Genomic DNA, 22,110 nt, shown 5'->3' with positions numbered 1-22,110 from the left:
CAATACGCGCCGTCAGTTCAGCGCGGCGTCCAGTTTGGGCTGAAGTCCCTTCCAGTCAAATACATTTTCCTGCGTCACGCCATTGATGACGAAAGTCGGCGTTCCGGTCAGATTATATCTCTTCACTGCATCGCCGCGGATGTTGGCCAGCCTGTCGAGCGCTTCCTTGTCGGCGAGGCACTGCTGCTGCTTCGACGCGGGCATTCCGCGCATCTTGAAGAAATCGTCAAGCTGGGTGAGATCGATGATTCCGGCAAGCTGCCGGTCCTGCGGCAGCGACTGCAACCGCTCCAGTTCCGCACCGCCCCGCTGGATATGGCCGAGCCACTCTTCCTGCGTATCGAACAGGGCTTTCTGGGTCGCGAAAAAGGCGGCGGGCGGCTGGCAATAGGCAAGCAGCGATATCGGCACGTCGATGCCGTTCAGGATGAACGACCGAAATTCAAGCGACACCTTGCCCGACGCGACATATTTGCTCTTGAGCACATCCGCCGCCGCCTCGTTGAACTCGCGGCAATGCGGGCAGGTGAAGGACGCAAACTCGATCAGCTTCACCGGGGCGTCCGGATTGCCCATGCGAACGCCGCCCTCGGTGGTGGCGACGACGACCTTGGTCCAGTCTTTCCCCTGTGCAGGCGCTAGCTTGTTGGCGGCGGCGTCCGCGTTGTTTGTCGCCGCGTCCTGGTTGCAGGCCGCAGTCAGCAGGGCAAGGCCCAGGCCCGCCATTTTGAGGATGGAATTCATGGGATGCGTTGCTCCGCTCTTCACTTGATCCTGGGAAGCCGGTCGATCACCGGCGGGCCATCGGTGGCGCATACCTGTCGCGCCAGCGATTCGAGACAGGTGCGAAGCCCGTCGTCGGCAATCGCCCGAAGGCTGGAGTTCATTTCCTCGGGGAGCGGCTCCTCGCGCTTTTGCGCCCGGTCGCTTCGCCGCCGCTGCTTGATTGCGCCATGGCGAAGCACCACCCGCGAAACCGCGCGATAGCCGAAGAAACGGTTCACCCGCTCGATGATTTCCGGCGTGACCTGCTGAAGCAGGGGGGCGAACGCACCCTCGACAACAAGGGTCAGCGTGCCGCCATCGCGCTCGCCGCTGGGAAAACGGATCGAATCGGGGGCGGACACCTCCGAATAGCGATCGCCCACAATCTCCGGCCAGCGGCTGACGACGGAGCTTTGGACAAATCCAAAGCGGCGAAAGGCCGCCCGGCCCACCACGGGCATGATATCGGCCATCGCGCGCGACCGGCCTGTCCGCTGCTTTCCGCCACCTGTTCGAGGTTCACCCGTTTCACCCATTCGCAACCCATGCCATAGGCAGGGCATGGCCGTCGAGAACGTCTCGCACACTTTGCTGAATTGGTACGACCGGCACGCCCGGCAGCTCCCCTGGCGAACACCGCCGGGATCGAATCTGCGCCCTGATCCTTATGCGGTCTGGATGTCGGAGATCATGCTTCAGCAGACGACGGTGGCGGCCGTCATCCCCTATTTTGAGAAGTTCATGGCGCGCTGGCCCACGGTCGCAGCACTTGCCGCAGCCGATGACACCGACGTGATGACGGCATGGGCGGGGCTTGGCTATTACAGCCGCGCGCGCAACCTGCTCGCCTGCGCCCGCACGGTCGTCGAGCGCCATGACGGGCATTTCCCGCCCGACGAATCGGTGCTGCTCGCGCTCCCCGGGATCGGCCCCTATACCGCTGGCGCGATCGCTGCGATCGCGTTCGGCCTGCCGGCGACCGTCGTCGACGGAAATGTCGAGCGGGTCGTCTCCCGCCTCTATGCAGTCAACATCCCTCTGCCCGCCGCGCGTGCCGAGCTGCGGCGGCTGACGGCCGGGATCACCCCTGCCGTTCGTCCGGGCGACTTCGCCCAGGCGATGATGGACCTTGGCGCGACCGTCTGCGCCCCGCGCGCACCGCGCTGCCTCGGCTGTCCGTTGTCCGTCCATTGCCGCGCCCACGCGGCCGGGACCGCCGATGCATTCCCGGTGAAACCGGCCAAGCGGGCGCGACCGGAACGCCGTGGCACCGCCTTCTGGATCGAAAGGGACGGCCACGTGCTGCTCGTCACCCGTCCGGCCAGGGGCCTGCTGGGTGGCATGCGCGCACTTCCGACCACGGACTGGGTCGACAAGGACGCCGACGGTTTGTCCGAAACGCTGCCGGGACAATGGCAAGTCGCATCCACCGCCGTTCGCCACATCTTCACCCATTTCGCGCTGACGCTGGATGTCGCGATGGGCAATGCGCCTCATCCCGAAATGCCGGGCGAATGGTGGCCGGTCGACAATCTGCATGAGGCAGGCCTTCCCACGGTGTTCGCGAAGGCGGCAGCCGCTGCCCTTGCCGAACGGGAGCAGCCATGCTGAACCGCCGCGGCTTCATTTCCGGAGCAATTGCATCTTCAGGCCTGTTGCCGACGCTGGCGCGCGCCGAAAGCCGCCCCACCCCGTCCTACCCTGTGCTTGCGGGCCTTACCCGCGGGCTGATGGCGGAACGAAAGATCGCGGGCGCGGCCTTTGCCATCGGCCGCCACCGATACCGGGCTGATTTCATGGCCTGGGGTTACAGCGCCCTCAGCCGTGGCCAGTTCCTGAACGAGGATTCGATCTTTCGCATCTATTCCATGACCAAGCCCGTGACCGGCGCGGCCGCGATGCTGCTGATCGAGGACGGCAAGCTGAAGCTGGATCAGAACATCGCCGATTTCCTGCCCGGATTCGCGCAACCCCGTGTCGCCCTCGATCCCGCGAGAAGCCTGGAGTCGAGGCCCGCCAAAGGTCCGATCACCGTCAGGCACCTGCTGACCCACACCGCCGGACTGACCGCCGCCAGCATCAACGGCAATTTCGTCGCCCGCGCCTATCGGGAAATGGGCCTCATCCCCAGTCTCAGGAACATCGCCACCGACCCGCCGCGCGCACCGTCGCTATCCGCGTTCGCGGACCGGCTGGCGATGGTTCCGCTGATCGCCGATCCCGGCGTCCGTTGGCACTATGGCGTGGGGCTCGACCTGCTTGGAGCGGTGATCGAGCGGGCGTCGGGCCAGCCGTTCGACGATTTCCTCAAGGACCGGCTGTTCGACCCGCTCGACATGGACGACACCGGATTTCAGGTGCCCCAGCGCAAGATGCCGCGCTTCGTCGCCAACTATCTGCTGACGCCGAAGGGGCTCCAGCCCTTCGACATGCCACCCGACACGATTTACGCCTTGAAGCCCGCCTTTCCGTTCGGCGGATCGGGACTTGTCTCCACCGCCCGCGACTATAGCCGGTTTACCGCCATGCTGCTTGGCGAGGGGCGCTATGGCTCGCGCAGGATCATGCTGCCGGAAACGGCCGCGACGATGATGTCCAACCTGCTGCCCAAGGGGGTGGAGGCTCCGGGTGGCCAGGGATTCGGCGCGGGCGGGCAGGTGCTTGTCCGGCCCGTTTTCACCGGACAGGGGATCGGTACCTTTAGCTGGGCTGGAGTGGGGGGAACGATGATGTGGGTCGACCGCGCGTACCAGGCTCATGCCGTGTGGCTGGCGCAATTCATGCCGATTGACGCGCTGCCCGTGCAATATGCGGTGCCGCGCGCCGTTTATGAGGATCTGTCCAAGCAATGACTCCGAACTCTGTTACGCCGGGCTTCACCGGATCGCCTCTGGATCGCACCGACGAGAATCGACCCAGGGACGAGGTGATCGCCGCATGGCGCGCGCATCCCGAGGCGCGGGTGATGCTGCTTGATGCGCTGGACCCGGTGATCACCCCCGGCGGGGGGCTGGCATGGATGCCGCTCGATCTGCTGCCTCCCGACGCAACGACGCTTTTCCTTGGCCTGCACAACGGCGCGCCAAGGTTCGTGGCCGCGTCCCCGGCCCCGCCGGAACTGGGGCTGCGTCAGGCGATCTTCCATGTCGCCGCAACCCTTCCGGAAGGCGAGGCCGCGATCTATGCCTGCGCCCGTAGCCTTCTGGACTGGCACCGGCGCCACGGCTTCTGCGCGAACTGCGGCGTTCCGACACACGTCACCCGGGGCGGTTGGGCGCGGCGCTGCGACAGTTGCGAGGCGGATCATTTTCCGCGAACCGACCCGGTCGTCATCATGCTTGCGATCCATGACGATCATGTGCTGCTTGGACGCCAGCATCGCTTCCCGCCCGGTAGCTATTCGGCGCTCGCGGGCTTTGTCGAGGTGGGCGAATCGATCGAGGAGGCGGTCACGCGGGAATTGCGCGAGGAAGCAGGGATCATCGTCCATAACGTGCGCTATGTCGCCAGCCAGCCCTGGCCCTTTCCTTCTTCACTGATGATCGGCTGTTTCGCCGATGCGCAAAGTCCGGAACTGAACCTCGACACGCAGGAGTTGGAAGACGCGTTCTGGGCCAGCCGCCAAGAGGTGCGGGATGCGCTTTCCGGCACCGGCGAGTTCGGCACGGCTCCGCCCTATGCCATTGCCCACACCTTGCTGCGGCGCTGGGCGGAGAGCGGCTGAAGCAGCCCGGGTTCGCCTAGTTCCGTGGGCGCGCCTGCGGATATGAGCCAAGCAGCCGCACCCATTTGGTGTGGAACCGCAGTTCCTCCAGCGCGCGTTCCACGGCCGGATCGTCGGGCAGGCCTTCGATATCCGCATAGAACTCGGTCGCGTTGAAGCTCGCGCCGCGCTGATAGCTCTCCAGCTTGGTCATGTTGACGCCGTTGGTCGCAAAGCCTCCAAGCGCCTTGTAAAGCGCGGCCGGCACGTTCTTCACCTCGAATATGAAGGACGTCATCGCCGCCGCCCCGCGCGCCGGAACCTGCTCTTCCCGCGCAAGGACGACAAAGCGCGTGGTGTTGTGGCTTTCGTCCTCGATGCCTTCCTCAAGCACCTTCAGTCCGTAAAGCTCCGCCGCCATGGCGGATGCGATCGCGCCGATGCCGGGGTTACCCTGATCCACCACCTCGGCGGCCGCGGCGGCCGTATCGGGATAAGCGACCGGCTTTATGCCCCGTGCGCGGAGATATTTGCGACACTGGCCAAGCGCCTGCGGGTGGCTCAGCACCTCACCCACCTTTTCGGCGTCGGGCAAGGCCAGGAGGCAATGGCGCACGCGCACGAAATGTTCGGCGATGATCTTCAGCCCCGATTCCGGCAGCAGGAAGTGGATGTCGGCCACCCGGCCGTGAAGCGAATTCTCTATCGGGATGACCGCGCACCAGGCCCTTCCCTCCTCCACGCTGTCGATCGCGTCCTCGAACGAAAAGCACGGCAAGGCCGCCGCATGATCGTAAAGTTCGCGCACCGCCTGATGCGAATAGGCCCCCGGCGCTCCCTGGAAAGCCACGGCGCGGTTGGGCTCCGCCTCGGCGGCGGCAATCATCTCGGCGACCCGCGCGCGGGCGGTTGGCGGATAGTTCTCCATGATCAGCGCGCTTATCCGCCCAATGGAAAAGGGGCAAGCGGCGGCTTGCAGAGCGGGCGATGGGCCTCTAAAGGAGCCGCGATTTCAAAACCACGATCCGCATATTCGGACAGAAGGCCAGGAGCTTCGGGGGTATGGACGACAGGAACAACACAATCGCCGGATGGGTGCTGTTCGGAGGCATCGCGGCGCTTGGACTGTCGATTGTGACGGGCATGTACTTCGCGCCTCACCGTCCCGAAACCATGGGCTATGTCGTGGAAGGGGTCGAACAGGAAGGCGAGGCTGGCGGCGCAGAGGCTGAACCGCCCATCGCGGCCTTTCTTGCCACCGCAAGCGCGGCTCGTGGCGAGGCGCAGTTCAAGAAGTGCGCCGCCTGCCACACCGTCACACCCGGCGGCGCGAACGGCATCGGTCCCAATATTTACGGGGTCCTTGGCAAGGCGCATGGCCATCTCCCGAACTTCCAATATTCCGACGCGCTGAAGAGCGTTCCGGGTAACTGGGACTGGGACAGCATGTCGGCTTGGCTGAAATCGCCCAAGTCCTATGCCCCCGGCACGAGGATGAGCTTTGCCGGTTTGTCCAAGCCGCAGGATCGCGCCGATCTGCTGCTCTATCTGAACGCGCAGGGATCGAACCTTCCGGTTCCCCCGCCTCCTGCCGAAGAAGCCGCCGAGGAGGAACCCGCGAACGCGGTGGAGGCCGTCGACGATGTGGCGGTATCCGAAGAAGCGCCAGCCGGCGGCAGCCCCGCCGGAGCGGCGAGCGTCGGCCTGCCCACGGGCGCGACCACCGATCAGGCCGCCAAGGGCAACTGAGGCCCAGCGCTAAGCCGGACCCGGTCCGGCGTAACGGCGCTGGCTATATCCCATAGTGCGTCTTCACTATGTCCCAGGCTTCTTCCGCCGTTTCGACGAAGCGGAAGATCCTGAGGTCATTGGGTGAAATGACCCCCTCCTCGACCAGCGCCTCGAAGTTCACGACGCGAGTCCAGAACTCCTTGCCGAAAAACAATATCGGCATCGGCGCGACCTTTCCGGTCTGGACCAGCGTCAGCAGTTCAAACGATTCGTCGAATGTACCGAACCCGCCCGGAAACACCGCCACCGCCCGCGCGCGCAGTAGGAAATGCATCTTGCGAAGCGCGAAATAGTGGAATTGCAGGCTGAGCGACGGCGTGACGAACGGGTTCGGCAGCTGTTCGTGTGGGAGCACGATGTTCAGCCCGATGGAAGGCGCGCCGGAATCATAAGCGCCGCGATTCGCCGCTTCCATGATCGACGGTCCCCCGCCGGAGCACACCACGAACTGGCGCTTGTCGTCATGGCAATCGCATTCGCTGGCGAGCTGCGCCAGCTTGTGGGCCTCGGTATAATATTTCGCCTTTGCCGCCAGCCGCTCTGCAATGCGCCGCTGGGTGGGCGTCGCCGCGGCGTCCACAAGCGCCTGCGCGTCCTGGGGCGCGGGAATCCGTGCCGAGCCGTAAAAGACGAAGGTGGAACCGATATTGGCCTCCTCCAGCAGCACCTCGGGCTTCAGCAGCTCAAGCTGGAAGCGGACGGGCCGCAGGTCCTCGCGCAGCAGGAAATCGGTGTCCTGAAAGGCGAGCCGATATGCCGGATCCTCGGTCTGCGGACTGCTCGTCACCTCCTTGGCTACCGCGGCGTCGCGCCTGGCGGTCGGAAAGACACGTTTCGAAACGGATGAGGAATCGCTCAATTGTAGCTCCTGCTGCGGTTCCCGCCGCCTTTAGCGGCAATAAGGGCCGCGGCCCATGTCGAAATGAAAATGATTGTAGTGGAAACGATCCGAGTCGGGACCAAGACCAATAGCAAAACGCCTGCATCCGGCTCTGTGCGCCATGCGCAGGAAATCGCGGACGCGGGGATCGGTTCCGCCCCAGCCGTGCTCCACCGTGATCCTGCGCCCGTCGGCCAGGACGAACGCCGCAATGTCGGCGGCATTGGCGCGCGCATGTTCGGAAAGACGCCCCCCGGTCTGATTGTTGACGGGGCGGCAGGCATAGCTGCCGAAGCTCTCGATCTTCGCGATGTCGCTGCCCAGCCGTTCCCTTGCGATCTGCCTTACGGTGCGGGACCAGTCGGCCAGCCCCGCCGCCATCGGGCAGGTGAGCGCCGTCAGGTTCGTCACCGGAACCCCGACGTCGAGAAGCTGGACGCTGCCGGTCGCCTGACAGCCTCCGCCGAAATGGCGGTCCGGCAGGCTGCGATAACGTACACCGGCGCGTTCAAGCCCCATAAGGCATTGGCGAATATCGGTTTGTGGCCGGGGCTGCGGCGTGGGCGCGCGCCCGCCTCCACAGGCCGCAAGCAGAACGAACAGGACAAGGAGCACCCACCGCATCGCGCGCAATTCGCCCGGATGAATCGTGCGCGTCAAGCTTGACAGCCGTCTTTCCGCCTCTAGAAGCGCCCTCGGGCCACGCTGTCCCAACGCAGCGCGTGCTCTCTGTGAGGAGAGTCTTAAATGACTGATTTGCCTGCCGCGCGTCCTGCGCGTCCCTTCTTTTCTTCCGGTCCCTGCGCGAAACCCCCCGGCTGGTCTGCCGACAGGCTGGCGACGGAATCGCTTGGCCGCTCGCACCGCTCCAAGATCGGCAAGGCCCGGCTGAAGCGCGCGATCGATCTCACCCGCAAAATCCTGAAGGTGCCCGACACGCACCTGATCGGCATCGTTCCCGGCTCTGATACCGGCGCGGTGGAAATGGCGATGTGGTCTCTGCTCGGAGCGCGCAAGACGACGCTGCTGGCGTGGGAAAGCTTCGGCGAAGGCTGGGTCACCGATGCCGTGAAGCAGCTCAAGATCGACGCCGACGTGGTGAAGGCGCCCTATGGCGAACTGCCCGACCTGACCCGCGTCGACCAGAACACCGACGTGATCTTCACCTGGAACGGCACCACATCCGGCGTGCGGGTTCCTAATGGGGACTGGATTCGCGACGACCGGCAGGGCCTGATGTTCGCCGATGCGACCTCGGCCGTGTTCGCCATGGAAATGCCGTGGGACAAGCTCGATGTCGTCACCTATTCCTGGCAGAAGGTGCTGGGCGGCGAAGGCGGCCATGGCGTGCTGATCCTGGGCCCGCGCGCTGTCGAACGGCTTGAAAGCTACACGCCCGCATGGCCGCTGCCGAAGATCTTCCGCATGACCAAGGGTGGCAAGCTCATCAAGGGCATCTTCGAGGGCGAGACGATCAACACCCCCTCGATGCTGGCCGTAGAGGATTACATCTATGCGCTTGAATGGGCGGAGACGCTTGGCGGCCTGTCGGGCCTGATCGCCCGTTCGGAGGCCAATGCGGCCGCGCTCGACCGCTGGGTCCGCGCGACGGACTGGATCGATCATCTGGCGGTCGACCCCGCGTCGCGGTCCACCACTTCGGTCTGCCTCAAGTTCGCCGATCATGCGGTCGAGGGTCTCGACGACGACGCCCAGCTTGCGCTCGTCAAGAAGATGGCCTCGCTGCTGGAAGGTGAGAAGGCAGCCTATGACGTGGCGGGCTATCGCGATGCGCCGCCCGGCATCCGCATCTGGTGCGGCGCGACTGTCGACACCAGCGATATCGAGGCGCTTGGCCCTTGGCTCGACTGGGCCTGGCGTCAGGCCCGCACCGCCTAATCACGATATTCAGCCGTCATCCGCCACGCAGGCGGTAGTCCATGAACAGGTGCTGTGGACCAGCGACCAGCTTCAGGATGACGGGCAAGGAACAGGAACACGCACATGCCCAAAGTTCTCATTTCCGACAAAATGGACCCCAAGGCCGCCCAGATCTTCCGCGAGCGCGGGGTCGAGGTGGACGAAATCACCGGCAAGACACCCGAGGAATTGAAGGCGATCATCGGCCAGTATGACGGCCTCGCCATCCGCTCTTCCACCAAGGTGACGAAGGAAATCCTCGACGCCGCGACCAATCTGAAGGTTGTGGGCCGCGCCGGGATCGGCGTCGATAACGTCGACATCCCCGCCGCGTCGGCCAAGGGCGTGGTGGTGATGAACACCCCGTTCGGCAACTCGATCACCACCGCCGAACACGCGGTCGCGCTGATGTTCGCGCTGGCCCGCGACATTCCGGAGGCGGACAAATCCACCCAGGCCGGCAAGTGGGAAAAGAACCGCTTCATGGGCGTGGAGCTGACGAACAAGACCCTTGGCCTGATCGGGGCCGGGAACATCGGTTCGATCGTCGCCGACCGGGCGCTGGGCCTGAAAATGAAGGTGATCGCCTATGACCCCTTCCTCACGCCCGAACGCGCCGTGGAAATGGGTGTCGAGAAGGTCACGCTCGACGATCTTCTGGCCCGTGCCGACTTCATCACGCTCCACACGCCGCTCACCGACAGCACGCGCAATATCCTGAGCCGCGAGAATCTCGCTAAGACGAAGAAGGGCGTGCGCGTCATCAATTGCGCGCGCGGCGGCCTGATCGACGAGGAGGCGCTCAAGGACGCGCTGGACTCGGGCCATGTCGCGGGCGCTGCTCTGGATGTGTTCGTAGAGGAGCCGGCAAAGGTATCGCCGCTGTTCGGCACGCCCGGCTTCATCTCGACGCCGCACCTCGGCGCGTCGACGAACGAGGCCCAGGTCAATGTCGCGATCCAGGTCGCAGAGCAGATGGCCGACTTCCTCGTGAACGGCGGCGTCACCAACGCGCTCAACATGCCGTCATTGTCGGCCGAGGAAGCGCCAAAGCTGAAGCCCTATATGGCGCTTGCCGAGCAGCTCGGCTCGCTTGTCGGCCAGCTTTCCGGCGAAGGACTGATGGCCGTGTCGGTCGAGGTGGAGGGTGCCGCCGCCGAGCTGAACCAGAAACCCATTACCGGGGCCGTCCTTGCGGGGCTGATGAAGGTCTATTCGGACACGGTGAACATGGTCAACGCGCCTTTCCTCGCCAAGGAACGGGGCCTTGACGTGCGCGAGGTCCGCCACGACCGCGAGGGGGACTATCACACGCTGATCCGTGTTTCGGTGAACGGCCGCAACGGCGAACGCTCGGTGGCGGGAACGCTGTTCTCCAACCGCACGCCGCGCCTTGTCGAAATGTTCGGCATCAAGGTGGAGGCCGATCTCGAAGGCGACATGCTCTACATCGTCAACGACGACAAGCCGGGCTTCATCGGTCGTCTGGGCTCGACGCTGGGCGAGGCAGGCATCAATATCGGCACCTTCCATCTGGGTCGCCGGTCCGCGGGCGGCGAGGCCGTGCTGCTGCTCTCGGTGGATTCTCCCGTGCAGGGCGATCTGCTCAAGACGGTGTGCAGCCTCCCCGGCGTCCGGCAGGCCAAGGCGCTGCGGTTCTGAGTTGTCACCGGCGGGGCAGGAATCGGTGAACATCGCGGTTGCATTTTGTCGCTCGTGATGTTCATGGATTTCCCGCCTTCGCGGACATGGCGGAGGGGAGACAGGTCATGACCGACATCGCACCCGGATTGCTGCCGGAAGGCCTGCATGACCGCCTGCCGCCAGAGGCGGAAAGCGCGGCCACGCTGCTGCGCGCAGTGATGGATGCGACGGCTACCCATGGTTATGAGCGCGTGCAGCCCCCTCTTGCCGAGTTCGAGGCCAATCTCGTCGGCCGGTTGAAATCCACCCGCCAGCAGGACCTGCTGCGCTTTGTCGATCCAGTGTCGCAGCGCACGCTCGCGCTGCGGCCGGACATGACCGCGCAGGTTGGCCGCATCGCCACCACACGCATGGCGGGCACCGCGCGGCCTCTGCGCCTTGCCTATGGCGGCGCGGTGTTGAAGGTCCGCGGCACCCAGCTTCGCCCGGAGCGCGAGATGCTGCAGACGGGCGTCGAGTTGATCGGCAGCGATACCGTCGCGGCGGTGGCGGAGGTTCTGCGGGTCGCGCTTGATGCGCTGGAGGCGGCGGGCGTCACAGGCGTGAGCGTCGACCTGACGCTGCCGAACCTTGTCGAGGCGCTGGCGGCCGGCCCCATGCCGCTGGCCGCCGACAAGGTGCCCGAGCTTCAGGCCTGTCTCGACGGCAAGGACGCGGCCGGGCTTACCGCGCTGGGCGCGGACGCATATCAGCCGCTGATCGCGGCCGCCGGTCCCATCGATCAGGCGCTGAAGCGGCTTCGCACGCTGAACGCGGGCGACGTGATCGAAGAACGGCTGGACGCCGTCAGCATTCTCGCCGACGGATTGCGCAATCGGGTCGGCGTGACGCTGGACCCGACCGAGCGCCATGGCTTTGAATATCAGAGCTGGATCGGCTTTTCCCTGTTCGGCGAAGGCATACCGGGCGAGATCGGCCGGGGCGGTAGCTATACGATCGTCCATGCCGATGGGCGGGAGGAAAAGGCCGTCGGCTTTTCGATCTACCTCGATCCGCTGGTGTCCGCCGGGCTGGGCCGGAGCGAGCGCCGCCGCGTCTTCCTGCCGCTTGGCACCGATGAATCGGTGGCCGCCGGATTGCGCGCGCAGGGCTGGGCCACGGTCGCCGCAATCTCGCAGGGCTGCAACGGGACAAAACTTGGGTGCACCCATCAATGGAATGGGCTAGAGGCAGCCCCGCTCTAGAAGATACGGATAGCTGAAGAATGGCCAATGTGACCGTGATCGGCGCCCAGTGGGGCGACGAGGGAAAGGGAAAGATTGTCGACTGGCTTGCGGAGCGGGCCGATGTCGTCGTCCGTTTCCAGGGTGGGCATAATGCCGGCCATACGCTTGTCATCGGCGAGAACACCTACAAGCTCAGCCTGCTGCCGTCCGGCATCGTGCGGGGCACGCTGTCGGTCATCGGCAATGGCGTGGTGCTTGATCCCTGGGCGCTGAAGGCGGAGATCGAGAAGCTGACCGCCCAAGGCGTCACCATCACGCCCGACAATCTCCATATTGCCGAAAACATCCCGCTTATCCTGCCTTTCCACGGCGATCTTGACGGGCTGCGTGAAGACGCAAGCGGTGCGGGCAAGATCGGCACGACGCGGCGCGGCATCGGCCCCGCCTATGAGGACAAGGTGGGCCGTCGCGCGATCCGCCTGTGCGACCTCGCCCATCTGGACCAGCTCGATCCGCAGCTTGACCGGCTGAGCGCCCATCATGACGCGCTTCGCGCCGGTTTCGGCCAGCCCTCCATCGACCGGGCGCGGCTGATGGCCGACCTCGCGGAAATCGCGCCCTTCGTCCTGCCCTATGCAAAGCCTGTCTGGCTCAGCCTCAACGAGGCACGCAGGCGGGGCGACCGCATCCTCTTCGAAGGCGCGCAGGGCGTGCTGCTCGACATCGATCACGGCACCTATCCGTTCGTCACCTCGTCCAACACCATTGCCGGAACGGCTGCGGGCGGGTCGGGCCTTGGCCCCTCCTCCATCGGCTTCGTGCTGGGCATCACCAAGGCCTATACGACCCGCGTCGGCTCCGGCCCCTTCCCCACCGAACTGGACGACCCGATCGGCCAGCGGCTGGGCGAACGCGGTCATGAGTTCGGCACCGTCACCGGCCGCAAGCGTCGCTGCGGCTGGTTCGACGCAGTGCTGGTCCGGCAATCGGTGGCGGTTTCCGGAGTCACCGGAATCGCTCTCACCAAGCTCGACGTGCTCGACGGGCTGGACGAGGTGAAGATCTGCACCGGCTATCGGCTGGGTGACAGGATGCTCGATTATTTCCCTGCCCACGCCGCGGACCAGGCGGCGGTGGAGCCGGTCTATGAAACGATCGAAGGCTGGGGGGATTCCACCTTCGGCGCGCGCAGTTGGGCGCAGCTACCCGCACAGGCTATCAAATACATACGCCGGATAGAGGAACTGATTCACTGTCCGGTCGCTCTCGTTTCGACCAGCCCGGAACGAGAGGATACGATACTTGTCAGGGATCCGTTCGAGGATTGATGAATGACATCGGCGGCCCTTTCCCTGGTCCCGCCGCTTCTCGAGCGTGTTGGCGCGGTAGGCCTCGCCGGAATCGTCACCTGGCCGTTTCTCCTGAACGGCCTCCTGCCCCGCTATTTTCCCGAGCTGGACCGCAAGCCCGAAGACCGCCTCCGCGCCTTGCTGGGCGCTGGCGGACCGCATCTGCCGACCCTGTCCGGCTGGGTGGCCGATGCGCGGATGCTGCTCCTCCTCGCCCGCTATACGCTCAGCCGTTCGCCACGCACGGTCGTGGAGTTCGGATCGGGCGTGTCGACGCTGGTCGCGGCCGAATGCCTCCGCCGGAAGGGCGGTGGCAGCATCATCACCCATGACCATCACAGCAGCTTTGCCGCTGAAACGGCGCAGCGCCTCCGGGCGCTGGGCCTGGAAGCCGATGTACGTTCCGTACCGCTCTGCCCGTTGATCGCCGCACGAAACGGCTGGGGCGGCGCTTGGTATGACACGGAAGAGCTTCCCTCGCGCATCGACCTGCTGATCGTGGACGGCCCGCCGTGGTTTCTCCACCCCATGGCGCGAGGCAATGCTGCCTCCCTGTTCAGCCGCATTCCGCGCGGCGGAGCGGTGCTGCTCGACGACGCCTATCGCCCCGGCGAACGGCTGGTGGGCGCGCGTTGGCGGCGGGAGTATCCCGACTTCGACTTCCGCCTGTTGCCGACGCGGAAAGGCGCGCTGCTCGGCGTCCGCCGCTGATTCAGCGGCCGATCGCCTCGCGCAAGCGCCGGTTGAAACGGCGCGCTATGCCGGGGATCAAAAATGCGTCGATCAGCCACCACGGCCAGACGATCGCCAGCAGCGCCCAGCCCATCCACGCCAGAATGCCGCCGCCCAACGCCGCCGACCACGACATGCGCATCATGTACGCCCCGGACTGAGCCGTCTCGACATAGCTGCCCTGCCCGACGCGCCAAAGGGCAAGCGCAATCAGCAGCCAGCCGCCGACATGGACGCCGAACTGGACCCAGCCGCTCCCCGTGCGCTTCAGATAGAAACGATGCGCGCCGAATGTGCCGAGGAAGAACCAGAGCAGATAAGCAAGGCCGATCGATCTGCGGCCTGCTTCGTAGATCCCGATGCGTGTGTGTTCCGCCACCACTAACCCCGCCCCGTCTGGGCCCGGTGGAGCAGCTTCTGGTCGGCCAGCACCAGCGCCATCATCGCTTCAGCGACAGGCGCGGCGCGGATGCCGACGCACGGATCGTGACGGCCCTTGGTCTTGATCTCTGATGGATCGCCGTCGCGGGTGATGGTTTCGACCGGCGTCAGGATCGATGAGGTCGGCTTCAGCGCGATCCGCACCACCACTGGCTGTCCGGTGGCTATGCCGCCCGCCACGCCGCCTGCGTGATTGGCGAGGAACACGGGTTTGCCGTCATTGCCCGGCTGCATCGGATCGGCGTTATCCTCGCCCCTCAGCCGTGCGGCTGCAAAGCCGTCGCCGATCTCCACGCCCTTCACCGCATTGATGCTCATCATCGCGGCCGCAAGCTCGCTGTCGAGCTTGGCGTAGAGCGGCGCGCCCCATCCGGCCGGCACCCCCGTCGCCACGCATTCGACGATCGCGCCAAGCGAGGATCCGTTCTTGCGCGCCTCGTCGAGAAGCACCGCCCAGCGCGCGGCGGCGGCCGCATCCGGACAGAAGAACGGGTTGCGATCGATCTCGGCATCGTCAAAGCCGGCGCGATCAATGGAATCTCCTCCAAGTTCAACTAGATATGCGCGGATGCTTACTTCGGATATGACCAAGCGCGCGACGCCGCCAGCGGCCACCCGCGCCGCCGTTTCGCGGGCAGAGGATCGCCCGCCGCCCCGATAATCGCGAAAGCCGTATTTGGCATCATAGGCATAATCGGCATGTCCGGGCCGATAGGCCTTTGCGACCTCCGAATAATCCTTGGAGCGCTGGTCGACATTCTCGATCATCAGGCTGATCGGCGTGCCGGTGGTCCTGCCCTCGAACACGCCCGAAAGGATGCGGACCCGGTCCGGCTCCTGCCGTTGCGTGGTGTAGCGCGACTGGCCCGGCCGCCGCTTGTCCAGCCAGGGCTGAATCTCCGCCTCCGACAGGCTGAGGCCCGGCGGGCAGCCGTCCACCACCGCGCCCAGCGCGGGGCCGTGGCTTTCACCCCAGGTCGTGAAGCGAAAAACGCGGCCGAAGGTGTTGAAGCTCATCCGATCAAGCCAGGGCGATGTCGGGCGCATCTTCGGCCTTCATGCCGATGACGTTGTAGCCGGCATCCACATGGTGGATTTCGCCCGTCACGCCCGATGCGAGATCTGACAGCAGATACATGCCCGCGCCGCCGACATCCTCGATCGTGACATTGCGGCGAAGGGGCGAGTTCAGCTCGTTCCATTTCAGAATGTAGCGGAAATCGCCGATGCCCGACGCGGCGAGCGTCTTGATCGGCCCTGCCGAGATCGCGTTGACGCGGATATTCTCCGGCCCCAGGTCCATGGCGAGATATTTGACGCTGGTTTCAAGCGCGGCCTTGGCGACCCCCATCACATTGTAATGCGGCACCACTTTTTCGGCCCCGTAATAGGTGAGCGTCAGCAGCGATCCGCCATTGGGCATCATCGCGCGTGCGCGCTTGGCCACGGCGACAAAGCTGTAGGCCGACACGTTCATCGTCAGAAGAAAGTTATCGAGGCCGGTATCGACATATTTGCCGCGCAACTCATTCTTGTCGGAAAATCCGATCGCGTGAAGCACGAAGTCTATGGTCGGCCAGCGCGCCGCAAGCGTATCGAACGCCCCATCCATCTCAGCCATGTCGGCTACGTCGCATTCGATCAGAAAATCGCTGCCGACCTCATTGGCAAGCGGGCGCACCCGCTTTTCCAACGCCTCGCCCTGATAGCTGAACGCCATCTCCGCACCATGGGCATGAAGCGCCTTCGCAATCCCCCACGCAAGCGAGCGATCATTGGCGAGCCCCATTATCAGCCCGCGTTTCCCCTGCATCAGTCCTGACATATTCGCCCCTGTTAGGTGCTTGTGTTTCGGTGTCCGGGCTTTCCTTTAGATCGCCTTCGGGGGTTTCCGCCAGAGCCGCGTTCAATTCTGCGCCAACAACCAGCCCCAATCCGACGATGAAAAAGAACAGCAGCACGATTATGACGCCCGCCAGCCCCCCATAGGTGAGCGAATAGCTGCCCAGCATCCCCAGCACCTTGGGCAGCAGCGCCGTGGTGGCCATCCACCAGATCGTCACCAGCAGCGCGCCCGGCCATTTTGGGCAATCCGAATAGCGATAGCGATGCGGAGTCAGCGAATAGAAGAGGCCGTAGAGCGCCGGGAAAAGCACGATCGCCTGCGCGATGCGGGAAAGGCCCAGCCATCCGGCGACGTTTTCGGCCAGCGGAAAGAAGGAGAGGATCAACTGCTCGAAGCTGGCGAACAGCACCTGCAGCGTGAAGATCAGCATCGACCCCAAGACCGACACGATCGTGATCGCGATCGACATCAGCCGATATTCCCAGAAGGCGCGGGCATATCCGGTGCCATAGGCCCGGCGCAAAATGTCGCGAATCGTCTCGATGAAGCTTGTCGTGGTCCAGAGGCCCACGAGTGCGCCGAGCCAAAGCAATATTCCGGACCGCGCCTCCAGCACATCGGCGATCGGCTTTTTCAACACCTTGGCGACGTCGGGCGGCACGGTCTGCAAAAAGGCCACGACCGCGGTCATGCCGTCCTCGGTGCGTCCGAAGAAGTGCGCCACAGCGGCCGCGACGATGAAGAAGGGAAACAGCGTCAGCAGCGCCATATAGGCAAGATTGCCCGCATGAATGAAGCCGTCGTTGTAGACTCCGACGACGACGCGCTTCGTCACCTCATAGGTACGCGCGCCTGGCCGCAACCGGTCCAGCCGCCGCTGCCAATGGGCCCGTTTCCGGGCTTCCGGCGCAAGGGGAGAAAAATCACGCATCAGTTCTCTCGGCTAAACACCCAGCGATGCCCGGGGGTTGCGTGACCTTTCGCTTTCCCATTGCTTCACAAAGCTTTCCAGCTCGGCATCACCGCCGGGCACGTCCACCATCAGCGTCACGAGCTGGTCGCCACGGCCGCCGGTCGCCCTGTGGAAACCCCGCTCCTTCAGCCTCAACGTCCGTCCGGAGGTGGAACCGGCGGGCACCGTCAGCATGACCGCGCCCTCCACCGTCGGCACCTTCACCTTCGCGCCGAGCACGACCTCGTCCAGCCGCACCGGCAGGTCCAGCCGCACATCATCCCCGTCCCGCTTGAAGAAGCGGTGCGGCGCTATCTCTATCGTCACCAGGGCGTCGCCATTGCCGCCAGGGCCCACCTCGCCCTGTCCGGAAAGCCGCATCTGCCGACCGCTCTCGATCCCCGGCGGCAGCTTCAGGTCGATCGTCTTGCCGTTGGAGAGGGTGACGCGCTGCGGCTTAAGCGCCGCCGCTTCCTCAAACAGAACCTGGAGCCGATAGGCGACGTCAGCGCCCCGGCGCTGCGGGCGCTGGCCAAAGGGACTGCCGCGCCGCCGCTGGCCGCCGTTGAACAGATCGGAGAATATATCGCCGAAGTCCCCGCCTTCGCCGAATTCGAAATGCACGCCTTCGCCGCGCGGGCCGCCGAACCCGCCCCTTCCCGCGCCCGGACTATAGCCGAAGGGCGCACGCGGATTGCCCTGCTCGTCGATTTCGCCCCTGTCATATTGGGCGCGCTTGTCGGCGTCGCTCAACAGATCATAGGCGTGCGTGACCTCGGAAAACCGCGACGAGGCCTCGGCATTATCCTTGTTCCGGTCAGGATGGAGTTCCTTGGCCAGCTTGCGATAAGCTTTCTTGATATCTGCTTCGCTGGCCCCGCGCTTCAGGCCGAGTGTTGAATAGAGGTCCGCCATCGCTCCATCTGGTCCGATATTCTGTGTGCCACGTCTACTGTTGCTGTGATGCAACAATCGCCACATGTGCACTGCGTCTTTCGGATGCAACCCCAACGCCATGTTTTGGAAGGCGCTTCCAGCATCGCCGCGCCCAGATTAAAGCAGCTTCATGACCGACAATCCGCACGCACTTTTCGAGCAATGGTACGCCGAGGCGAAAGCATCGGAGCCGAATGATCCCAGCGCCATGGCGCTCGCCACCGCCGACGCGGAAGGCCGCCCCTCGGTGCGGATGGTGCTGCTCAAGGGGCATGATGATCGCGGCTTCGTCTTCTACACCAATTATCAAAGCCGGAAAGGCGCTGAGCTGGCCGCCAATCCCCAGGCCGCGCTTGGCTTCCACTGGAAGTCGCTGCGCCGCCAGGTCCGCATCGAAGGGCGCATCGAATGCGTCAGCACGGAGGAAGCCGACGCATATTTTGCCAGCCGCGCGCGTGATTCGCAGCTGAGCGCATGGGCGTCGGACCAGTCGCGCCCGCTTGCGTCCCGCGCTTTGTTCGAGAGCAGGTTCGAAGAGCAGCGACAGCGGTTCGAAGGCCAGCTTGTGCCCCGGCCACCGCACTGGTCGGGCTATCGGGTTGTGCCGGACGTGATCGAGTTCTGGAGCGACCGCGCCCATCGCCTCCACGAGCGGCGGCTGTTCAGCCGCACCGCCGGGGGCTGGACGGAAGGTCTGCTCTACCCGTGAACATGCTGGGCGTAACCGACCATGTGGCTTCCCGCGCGGCAATGGCGAGCGTGGCCGCAGCCAGCGTGCTGCTTGTGCTCAAATCCTATGCGGCCTGGGCGACCGGCTCTGTCGCAATGCTGGGGTCGCTGGCGGATTCCGGGCTCGATCTGCTTGCGTCGGTGGTCGCGCTCTACAGCGTGCGCCTTGCCGCCCAGCCTGCGGACGCCGATCACCGTTTCGGCCATGGCAAGGCCGAAGCGATTGCGGCGCTGTTCCAGATCGCGCTGATCACGCTCTCGGCGGGCGCGATCTGCGTTCACGCCATCAACCGGCTGGACGACGCGGCAGCGCCGGTGAATATCGAATATGGCGTGGGCGTTTCCGCAATCGCCATTGCGGTGACCCTGGCGCTCGTCGGCTATCAGCGGCGCGCATTGCGCAAAAGCCGTTCGCTCGCGGTGCGCACCGACAATCTGCATTATGAATCGGATCTCTATCTCAACCTGTCCGTCATCGCAGCACTTGTGCTGGAACAGGTCGGCGGCCTGCGAGGGGCGGACGCGCTCTTTGGTCTGGGTATCTCCCTCTGGCTCGCGTGGAACGCATGGCGTGCGGCCAATCATGCGATAGACGAGTTGATGGACCGCGAATGGCCGGAAGAAAAGCGCCAGCGCTTTCTCGCCGTCGCCAGCCAGCATCCCGAACTGAAGGGCATTCACGACCTTCGCACCCGGACAAGCGGTACCCATGATTTTGTCCAGTTCCACGTCTGGGTTGATCCGGCCATGACCGTTGCCCACGCACATCAGGTGATGGACGAGGTGGAGGAAAAGCTGGCGGCGGCCTTTCCGGGCACAGAAGTTCTGATCCATCCCGACCCGGAAGGGCATCGCGACCCGCCGCTGGGCCGTGAACGCGACAGGGACCGGAGATGACATTCGCCGATTTCACCCAGGTTGATGCCTTTGCCGATCGCCCTTTCACCGGCAATCCCGCCGCGGTCATCCCGCTGGACGGCTGGCTGGACGATTCCATTCTCCAGGCGGTCGCCGCCGAAAACAATCTGGCCGAAACCGCCTTTGTCGTGCCCGCCAGCGGCAGCGCCGATTATGAGCTGCGCTGGTTCACACCTACGGTTGAAGTGGCGCTTTGCGGGCATGCCACGCTTGCGACCGGCCATGTGCTGCTGTGGCGCGATCCGGGCCGCCGGGTGGTGCGCTTTCGCACCCGCAAGTCCGGGCACCTTGAAGTGCGACGGGCGGCTGGCGGCGGCTATGAACTGGATCTTCCGGCATGGAGGCCCTCGCCGAAACCGCTTGCGAAAATCGCCGCCGCGATGGGCGGCAGTCCGCTCGACACCCTGTGGCACGACGGGGGCTATTCGGTGATCGTTTATCCCGATGAAGCTGCGATTCGCGCGCTTTCGCCGGATTTCCGCGCGCTGAGAAGCATGGGCGACATACTGTACATCGCAACCGCGCGCGGCACCGCCACCGATGTGGTGAGTCGCGTCTTCGCGCCCGGCGCGGGGATCGACGAAGACCCTGTCACGGGCGCCGCGCATTGCGTCATCACGCCATATTGGGCCGAGCGACTGGGCAAGGACCGGTTCACCGCCTTCCAAGCCTCCGCGCGCGGTGGCTATCTCACCTGCCGTCTTATCGGTGAGCGGGCCGTACTTGGCGGGAACTGCGTGACGGTGATCGAAGGCGGGTTCAGGCTGCCGTAGCCGCTGCGGGTTCGGTGGAATCGATCCATCCCCCGCCCAACACCCTGTTGCCGGCATAGCAAACCGCCGCCTGCCCCGGAGCCACGCCATATTCCGGCGCATCGAACATGATCCGCTCGCCATCGAAGCGGGCGGGCACCGGCTTTGCCATGGAGCGCACCTTCACCGTCAGCGCCGCATCATGGCCGGTCGCCAGCCAGTTGATATCGGAAAGCCGTGCCGTCGCGACCGCCAGCGCCGACCTTGGGCCGACGACCACCCGCCGCTGGCCTGCATCGATGCGCACCACATAAAGCGGTTCCGCCTGACCGCCGATGTCGATTCCGCGACGCTGGCCCACCGTGAAGTGGATGAGCCCGCGATGGCGGCCAAGCACCCGCCCCTCCAGGTCGACGATCTCGCCGGCGTCATCGGCTTCCGGACGGAGCTTCCTGACAACGGCCGCATAATCGCCGCCCGGCACGAAGCAGATATCCTGGCTGTCGGGCTTGGCAGCCACGCCCAGGCCATGCTTCTGCGCCAGCGCTCGAACCTCGCTCTTTTCCATCCCGCCGAGCGGAAACCGCAGATAATTGAGCTGCCCCGCCGTGGTGGCGAAAAGAAAATAGCTCTGGTCGCGCGCGGGGTCGATCGCCCGGTGCAGTTCCGGCCCCCCAAGACCAACGACGCGCCGCACATAATGGCCCGTGACGAGACAATCCGCCCCCAGATCCTGCGCGACCTTCAAAAGATCGGCGAACTTCACCGTCTGGTTGCAGCGCACGCAGGGAATCGGAGTCCGCCCCGCCAGATAGCTTTCGGCGAATTCGTCCATCACCTCCGCCCGGAAGCGGCTTTCATAATCCAGCACATAATGCGCGATCCCCAGCCGCGCCGCGACATCTCGTGCGTCATGGATATCGCGCCCGGCGCAGCAGCTGCGCGGGTTGGCGACGGCCGCGCCATGATCGTAAAGCTGAAGCGTGACCCCGATCGTCTCCGCACCGCTCGCGGCGCACAGCGCGGCCGCCACCGAGCTGTCGACGCCGCCCGACATGGCGACCACGACCCGCGCGGATGAAAGCGGCTTTTCAAGCTGAAGATCGATCTCCATCGGCGCGAAATAGGCCTTTAGGCCGCAAGCGGCAACCCGCGAGCGCGCCGCCCCGCTAAAGCTGCCGGAGGTGCCGCCGTTTTCATCCCATATGGATGATAATCGACGCAGCACTTCGCCCGGCCCGCACAATACCGACACGGCCCGGCTGGCAGAACTTTTCGCCACCGGCCAGGTCGGCTGCCCCATTCTTGCCGCCGAGGCGAGCTTTAATCCGGCTGTCGCGCGGACAAGACAGGCCTCCGATGGTTTTTCAAGCAATTCAAATGATTTGGAACGGAAAGTCCCGGAATCCGGCGGCCTCGGCAGCCGGCGTTAAGACCTCTGACCCCGGCGTTTACCCTGTGGGTTCAGTCTTCGTTGAAAACTGATCTGCTAGAAACCTTTTCTCAAGGATCAGACGAATATACGG

General features: G+C 64.8%; 23 protein-coding genes. 12 read left to right on the top strand and 11 right to left on the bottom strand.

Annotated features, from left to right (window positions below; genetic code table 11):
• Nucleotides 1-12 precede the first annotated feature (12 nt).
• On the bottom strand, nt 13-744 hold the full coding sequence (locus BSL82_RS00355; protein ID WP_072595518.1) for a thioredoxin domain-containing protein: 732 nt from the start codon (nt 742-744) through the stop codon (nt 13-15).
• Nucleotides 745-764: 20 nt separating this feature from the next.
• Nucleotides 765-1,301: a DUF721 domain-containing protein gene (locus tag BSL82_RS00350; RefSeq protein ID WP_072595517.1), complete on the bottom strand. Its 537-nt coding sequence runs from the start codon at nt 1,299-1,301 to the stop codon at nt 765-767.
• 25 nt (nt 1,302-1,326) lie between these two features.
• Between BSL82_RS00350 and mutY the strand changes: the two genes are divergently transcribed.
• The 3 genes from mutY to nudC are packed head-to-tail and all read left to right on the top strand — an operon-like array spanning nt 1,327 to nt 4,489.
• The gene (mutY, locus tag BSL82_RS00345) at nt 1,327-2,376 is read left to right on the top strand and encodes an A/G-specific adenine glycosylase (RefSeq protein WP_072595516.1); all 1,050 of its coding nucleotides are present in this window, start codon (nt 1,327-1,329) and stop codon (nt 2,374-2,376) included.
• Nucleotides 2,370-3,617 carry a serine hydrolase domain-containing protein gene (locus BSL82_RS00340; RefSeq protein ID WP_072595515.1) on the top strand — a complete coding sequence of 416 codons (1,248 nt, stop codon included), beginning with the start codon at nt 2,370-2,372 and terminating at the stop codon, nt 3,615-3,617. The genes mutY and BSL82_RS00340 overlap by 7 nt, the downstream gene beginning before the upstream one ends.
• Nucleotides 3,614-4,489, top strand: coding sequence for an NAD(+) diphosphatase (gene nudC / locus BSL82_RS00335; protein WP_072595514.1), 876 nt, complete (start codon nt 3,614-3,616; stop codon nt 4,487-4,489). Before BSL82_RS00340 ends, nudC begins: the two co-directional genes overlap by 4 nt.
• A gap of 16 nt (nt 4,490-4,505) precedes the next feature.
• On the opposite strand, the gene BSL82_RS00330 is transcribed toward nudC, so the two are convergent.
• Complete coding sequence (locus tag BSL82_RS00330) at nt 4,506-5,396, bottom strand: prephenate dehydratase (protein WP_072595513.1); 891 nt, start codon at nt 5,394-5,396, stop codon at nt 4,506-4,508.
• A 134-nt stretch (nt 5,397-5,530) separates the two neighbouring features.
• Here BSL82_RS00330 and BSL82_RS00325 point away from each other — a divergent pair, with 134 nt between their 5' ends.
• Nucleotides 5,531-6,217 (top strand): c-type cytochrome, encoded by a 687-nt coding sequence (locus BSL82_RS00325; protein ID WP_072595512.1) that lies wholly within the window; start codon nt 5,531-5,533, stop codon nt 6,215-6,217.
• Between the two features lie 43 nt (nt 6,218-6,260).
• On the opposite strand, the gene BSL82_RS00320 is transcribed toward BSL82_RS00325, so the two are convergent.
• Nucleotides 6,261-7,118, bottom strand: coding sequence for an LOG family protein (locus BSL82_RS00320; protein WP_072595511.1), 858 nt, complete (start codon nt 7,116-7,118; stop codon nt 6,261-6,263).
• A gap of 30 nt (nt 7,119-7,148) precedes the next feature.
• Complete coding sequence (locus tag BSL82_RS00315) at nt 7,149-7,763, bottom strand: extensin-like domain-containing protein (RefSeq protein ID WP_072598516.1); 615 nt, start codon at nt 7,761-7,763, stop codon at nt 7,149-7,151.
• A gap of 123 nt (nt 7,764-7,886) precedes the next feature.
• Between BSL82_RS00315 and BSL82_RS00310 the strand changes: the two genes are divergently transcribed.
• The 5 genes from BSL82_RS00310 (at nt 7,887) to BSL82_RS00290 (ending at nt 13,989) form a co-directional block, all read left to right on the top strand.
• Nucleotides 7,887-9,038: a phosphoserine transaminase gene (locus BSL82_RS00310; protein WP_072595510.1), complete on the top strand. Its 1,152-nt coding sequence runs from the start codon at nt 7,887-7,889 to the stop codon at nt 9,036-9,038.
• Between the two features lie 105 nt (nt 9,039-9,143).
• On the top strand, nt 9,144-10,721 hold the full coding sequence (gene serA / locus BSL82_RS00305) for a phosphoglycerate dehydrogenase (RefSeq protein ID WP_072595509.1): 1,578 nt from the start codon (nt 9,144-9,146) through the stop codon (nt 10,719-10,721).
• A 107-nt stretch (nt 10,722-10,828) separates the two neighbouring features.
• Nucleotides 10,829-11,947, top strand: a complete 1,119-nt coding sequence (locus tag BSL82_RS00300; RefSeq protein ID WP_072595508.1) for an ATP phosphoribosyltransferase regulatory subunit — start codon at nt 10,829-10,831, stop codon at nt 11,945-11,947.
• 20 nt (nt 11,948-11,967) lie between these two features.
• On the top strand, nt 11,968-13,257 hold the full coding sequence (locus BSL82_RS00295; RefSeq protein WP_072595507.1) for an adenylosuccinate synthase: 1,290 nt from the start codon (nt 11,968-11,970) through the stop codon (nt 13,255-13,257).
• A 3-nt stretch (nt 13,258-13,260) separates the two neighbouring features.
• The gene (locus BSL82_RS00290; RefSeq protein WP_072595506.1) at nt 13,261-13,989 is read left to right on the top strand and encodes a class I SAM-dependent methyltransferase; all 729 of its coding nucleotides are present in this window, start codon (nt 13,261-13,263) and stop codon (nt 13,987-13,989) included.
• A gap of 1 nt (nt 13,990) precedes the next feature.
• Here BSL82_RS00290 and BSL82_RS00285 read toward each other — a convergent pair whose 3' ends face one another.
• Genes BSL82_RS00285 through BSL82_RS00265 form a run of 5 tightly spaced genes read right to left on the bottom strand, consistent with a single transcriptional unit; the run spans nt 13,991 to nt 18,164 of the window.
• Nucleotides 13,991-14,389, bottom strand: coding sequence for an NINE protein (locus BSL82_RS00285; RefSeq protein ID WP_226998526.1), 399 nt, complete (start codon nt 14,387-14,389; stop codon nt 13,991-13,993).
• A 2-nt stretch (nt 14,390-14,391) separates the two neighbouring features.
• A complete protein-coding gene (aroC, locus tag BSL82_RS00280; RefSeq protein ID WP_072598515.1) occupies nt 14,392-15,468 on the bottom strand; it encodes a chorismate synthase in 1,077 nt (358 codons plus the stop codon).
• Between the two features lie 4 nt (nt 15,469-15,472).
• Nucleotides 15,473-16,276 carry an enoyl-ACP reductase FabI gene (gene fabI, locus BSL82_RS00275; RefSeq protein WP_072595504.1) on the bottom strand — a complete coding sequence of 268 codons (804 nt, stop codon included), beginning with the start codon at nt 16,274-16,276 and terminating at the stop codon, nt 15,473-15,475.
• Nucleotides 16,224-17,228: a YihY/virulence factor BrkB family protein gene (locus BSL82_RS00270; protein ID WP_072595503.1), complete on the bottom strand. Its 1,005-nt coding sequence runs from the start codon at nt 17,226-17,228 to the stop codon at nt 16,224-16,226. Before BSL82_RS00270 ends, fabI begins: the two co-directional genes overlap by 53 nt.
• 12 nt (nt 17,229-17,240) lie before the next feature.
• Nucleotides 17,241-18,164: a DnaJ C-terminal domain-containing protein gene (locus BSL82_RS00265; RefSeq protein WP_072595502.1), complete on the bottom strand. Its 924-nt coding sequence runs from the start codon at nt 18,162-18,164 to the stop codon at nt 17,241-17,243.
• A gap of 151 nt (nt 18,165-18,315) precedes the next feature.
• Here BSL82_RS00265 and pdxH point away from each other — a divergent pair, with 151 nt between their 5' ends.
• The 3 genes from pdxH to BSL82_RS00250 are packed head-to-tail and all read left to right on the top strand — an operon-like array spanning nt 18,316 to nt 20,605.
• Nucleotides 18,316-18,894 carry a pyridoxamine 5'-phosphate oxidase gene (gene pdxH, locus BSL82_RS00260; RefSeq protein WP_072595501.1) on the top strand — a complete coding sequence of 193 codons (579 nt, stop codon included), beginning with the start codon at nt 18,316-18,318 and terminating at the stop codon, nt 18,892-18,894.
• A 2-nt stretch (nt 18,895-18,896) separates the two neighbouring features.
• Complete coding sequence (locus BSL82_RS00255) at nt 18,897-19,811, top strand: cation diffusion facilitator family transporter (protein WP_072595500.1); 915 nt, start codon at nt 18,897-18,899, stop codon at nt 19,809-19,811.
• Nucleotides 19,808-20,605: a PhzF family phenazine biosynthesis protein gene (locus BSL82_RS00250; RefSeq protein ID WP_072595499.1), complete on the top strand. Its 798-nt coding sequence runs from the start codon at nt 19,808-19,810 to the stop codon at nt 20,603-20,605. The genes BSL82_RS00255 and BSL82_RS00250 overlap by 4 nt, the downstream gene beginning before the upstream one ends.
• Here the strand turns inward: BSL82_RS00250 and mnmA are convergent.
• The gene (gene mnmA / locus BSL82_RS00245; protein ID WP_072595498.1) at nt 20,592-21,698 is read right to left on the bottom strand and encodes a tRNA 2-thiouridine(34) synthase MnmA; all 1,107 of its coding nucleotides are present in this window, start codon (nt 21,696-21,698) and stop codon (nt 20,592-20,594) included. The two genes, BSL82_RS00250 and mnmA, sit on opposite strands and share 14 nt — an antisense overlap.
• Nucleotides 21,699-22,110: the final 412 nt, after the last annotated feature.

It is taken from the genome of Tardibacter chloracetimidivorans, assembly GCF_001890385.1.
GTDB classification, from domain to species: Bacteria; Pseudomonadota; Alphaproteobacteria; order Sphingomonadales; family Sphingomonadaceae; genus Tardibacter; species Tardibacter chloracetimidivorans.
The sequence above is the reverse complement of the archived record's forward strand: the minus strand, read 5'-3'. Positions and strand labels throughout refer to the sequence as shown.

Excerpts from the sequence above, each read along its gene's own strand:
- BSL82_RS00330 (WP_072595513.1), bottom strand. The coding sequence starts at position 5,396 with ATGGAGAACTATCCGCCAACCGCCCGCGCGCGGGTCGCCGAGATGATT.
- BSL82_RS00270 (WP_072595503.1), bottom strand. The coding sequence starts at position 17,228 with ATGCGTGATTTTTCTCCCCTTGCGCCGGAAGCCCGGAAACGGGCCCAT.
- mnmA (WP_072595498.1), bottom strand. The coding sequence starts at position 21,698 with ATGGAGATCGATCTTCAGCTTGAAAAGCCGCTTTCATCCGCGCGGGTC.
- BSL82_RS00295 (WP_072595507.1), top strand. The coding sequence starts at position 11,968 with ATGGCCAATGTGACCGTGATCGGCGCCCAGTGGGGCGACGAGGGAAAG.
- BSL82_RS00290 (WP_072595506.1), top strand. The coding sequence starts at position 13,261 with ATGACATCGGCGGCCCTTTCCCTGGTCCCGCCGCTTCTCGAGCGTGTT.
- aroC (WP_072598515.1), bottom strand. The coding sequence starts at position 15,468 with ATGAGCTTCAACACCTTCGGCCGCGTTTTTCGCTTCACGACCTGGGGT.
- BSL82_RS00325 (WP_072595512.1), top strand. The coding sequence starts at position 5,531 with ATGGACGACAGGAACAACACAATCGCCGGATGGGTGCTGTTCGGAGGC.
- BSL82_RS00340 (WP_072595515.1), top strand. The coding sequence starts at position 2,370 with ATGCTGAACCGCCGCGGCTTCATTTCCGGAGCAATTGCATCTTCAGGC.
- BSL82_RS00350 (WP_072595517.1), bottom strand. The coding sequence starts at position 1,301 with ATGGGTGAAACGGGTGAACCTCGAACAGGTGGCGGAAAGCAGCGGACA.
- BSL82_RS00300 (WP_072595508.1), top strand. The coding sequence starts at position 10,829 with ATGACCGACATCGCACCCGGATTGCTGCCGGAAGGCCTGCATGACCGC.
- BSL82_RS00355 (WP_072595518.1), bottom strand. The coding sequence starts at position 744 with ATGAATTCCATCCTCAAAATGGCGGGCCTGGGCCTTGCCCTGCTGACT.
- BSL82_RS00310 (WP_072595510.1), top strand. The coding sequence starts at position 7,887 with ATGACTGATTTGCCTGCCGCGCGTCCTGCGCGTCCCTTCTTTTCTTCC.
- nudC (WP_072595514.1), top strand. The coding sequence starts at position 3,614 with ATGACTCCGAACTCTGTTACGCCGGGCTTCACCGGATCGCCTCTGGAT.
- pdxH (WP_072595501.1), top strand. The coding sequence starts at position 18,316 with ATGACCGACAATCCGCACGCACTTTTCGAGCAATGGTACGCCGAGGCG.
- mutY (WP_072595516.1), top strand. The coding sequence starts at position 1,327 with ATGGCCGTCGAGAACGTCTCGCACACTTTGCTGAATTGGTACGACCGG.
- BSL82_RS00265 (WP_072595502.1), bottom strand. The coding sequence starts at position 18,164 with ATGGCGGACCTCTATTCAACACTCGGCCTGAAGCGCGGGGCCAGCGAA.
- BSL82_RS00255 (WP_072595500.1), top strand. The coding sequence starts at position 18,897 with ATGCTGGGCGTAACCGACCATGTGGCTTCCCGCGCGGCAATGGCGAGC.
- BSL82_RS00250 (WP_072595499.1), top strand. The coding sequence starts at position 19,808 with ATGACATTCGCCGATTTCACCCAGGTTGATGCCTTTGCCGATCGCCCT.
- serA (WP_072595509.1), top strand. The coding sequence starts at position 9,144 with ATGCCCAAAGTTCTCATTTCCGACAAAATGGACCCCAAGGCCGCCCAG.
- BSL82_RS00315 (WP_072598516.1), bottom strand. The coding sequence starts at position 7,763 with ATGCGGTGGGTGCTCCTTGTCCTGTTCGTTCTGCTTGCGGCCTGTGGA.
- fabI (WP_072595504.1), bottom strand. The coding sequence starts at position 16,276 with ATGTCAGGACTGATGCAGGGGAAACGCGGGCTGATAATGGGGCTCGCC.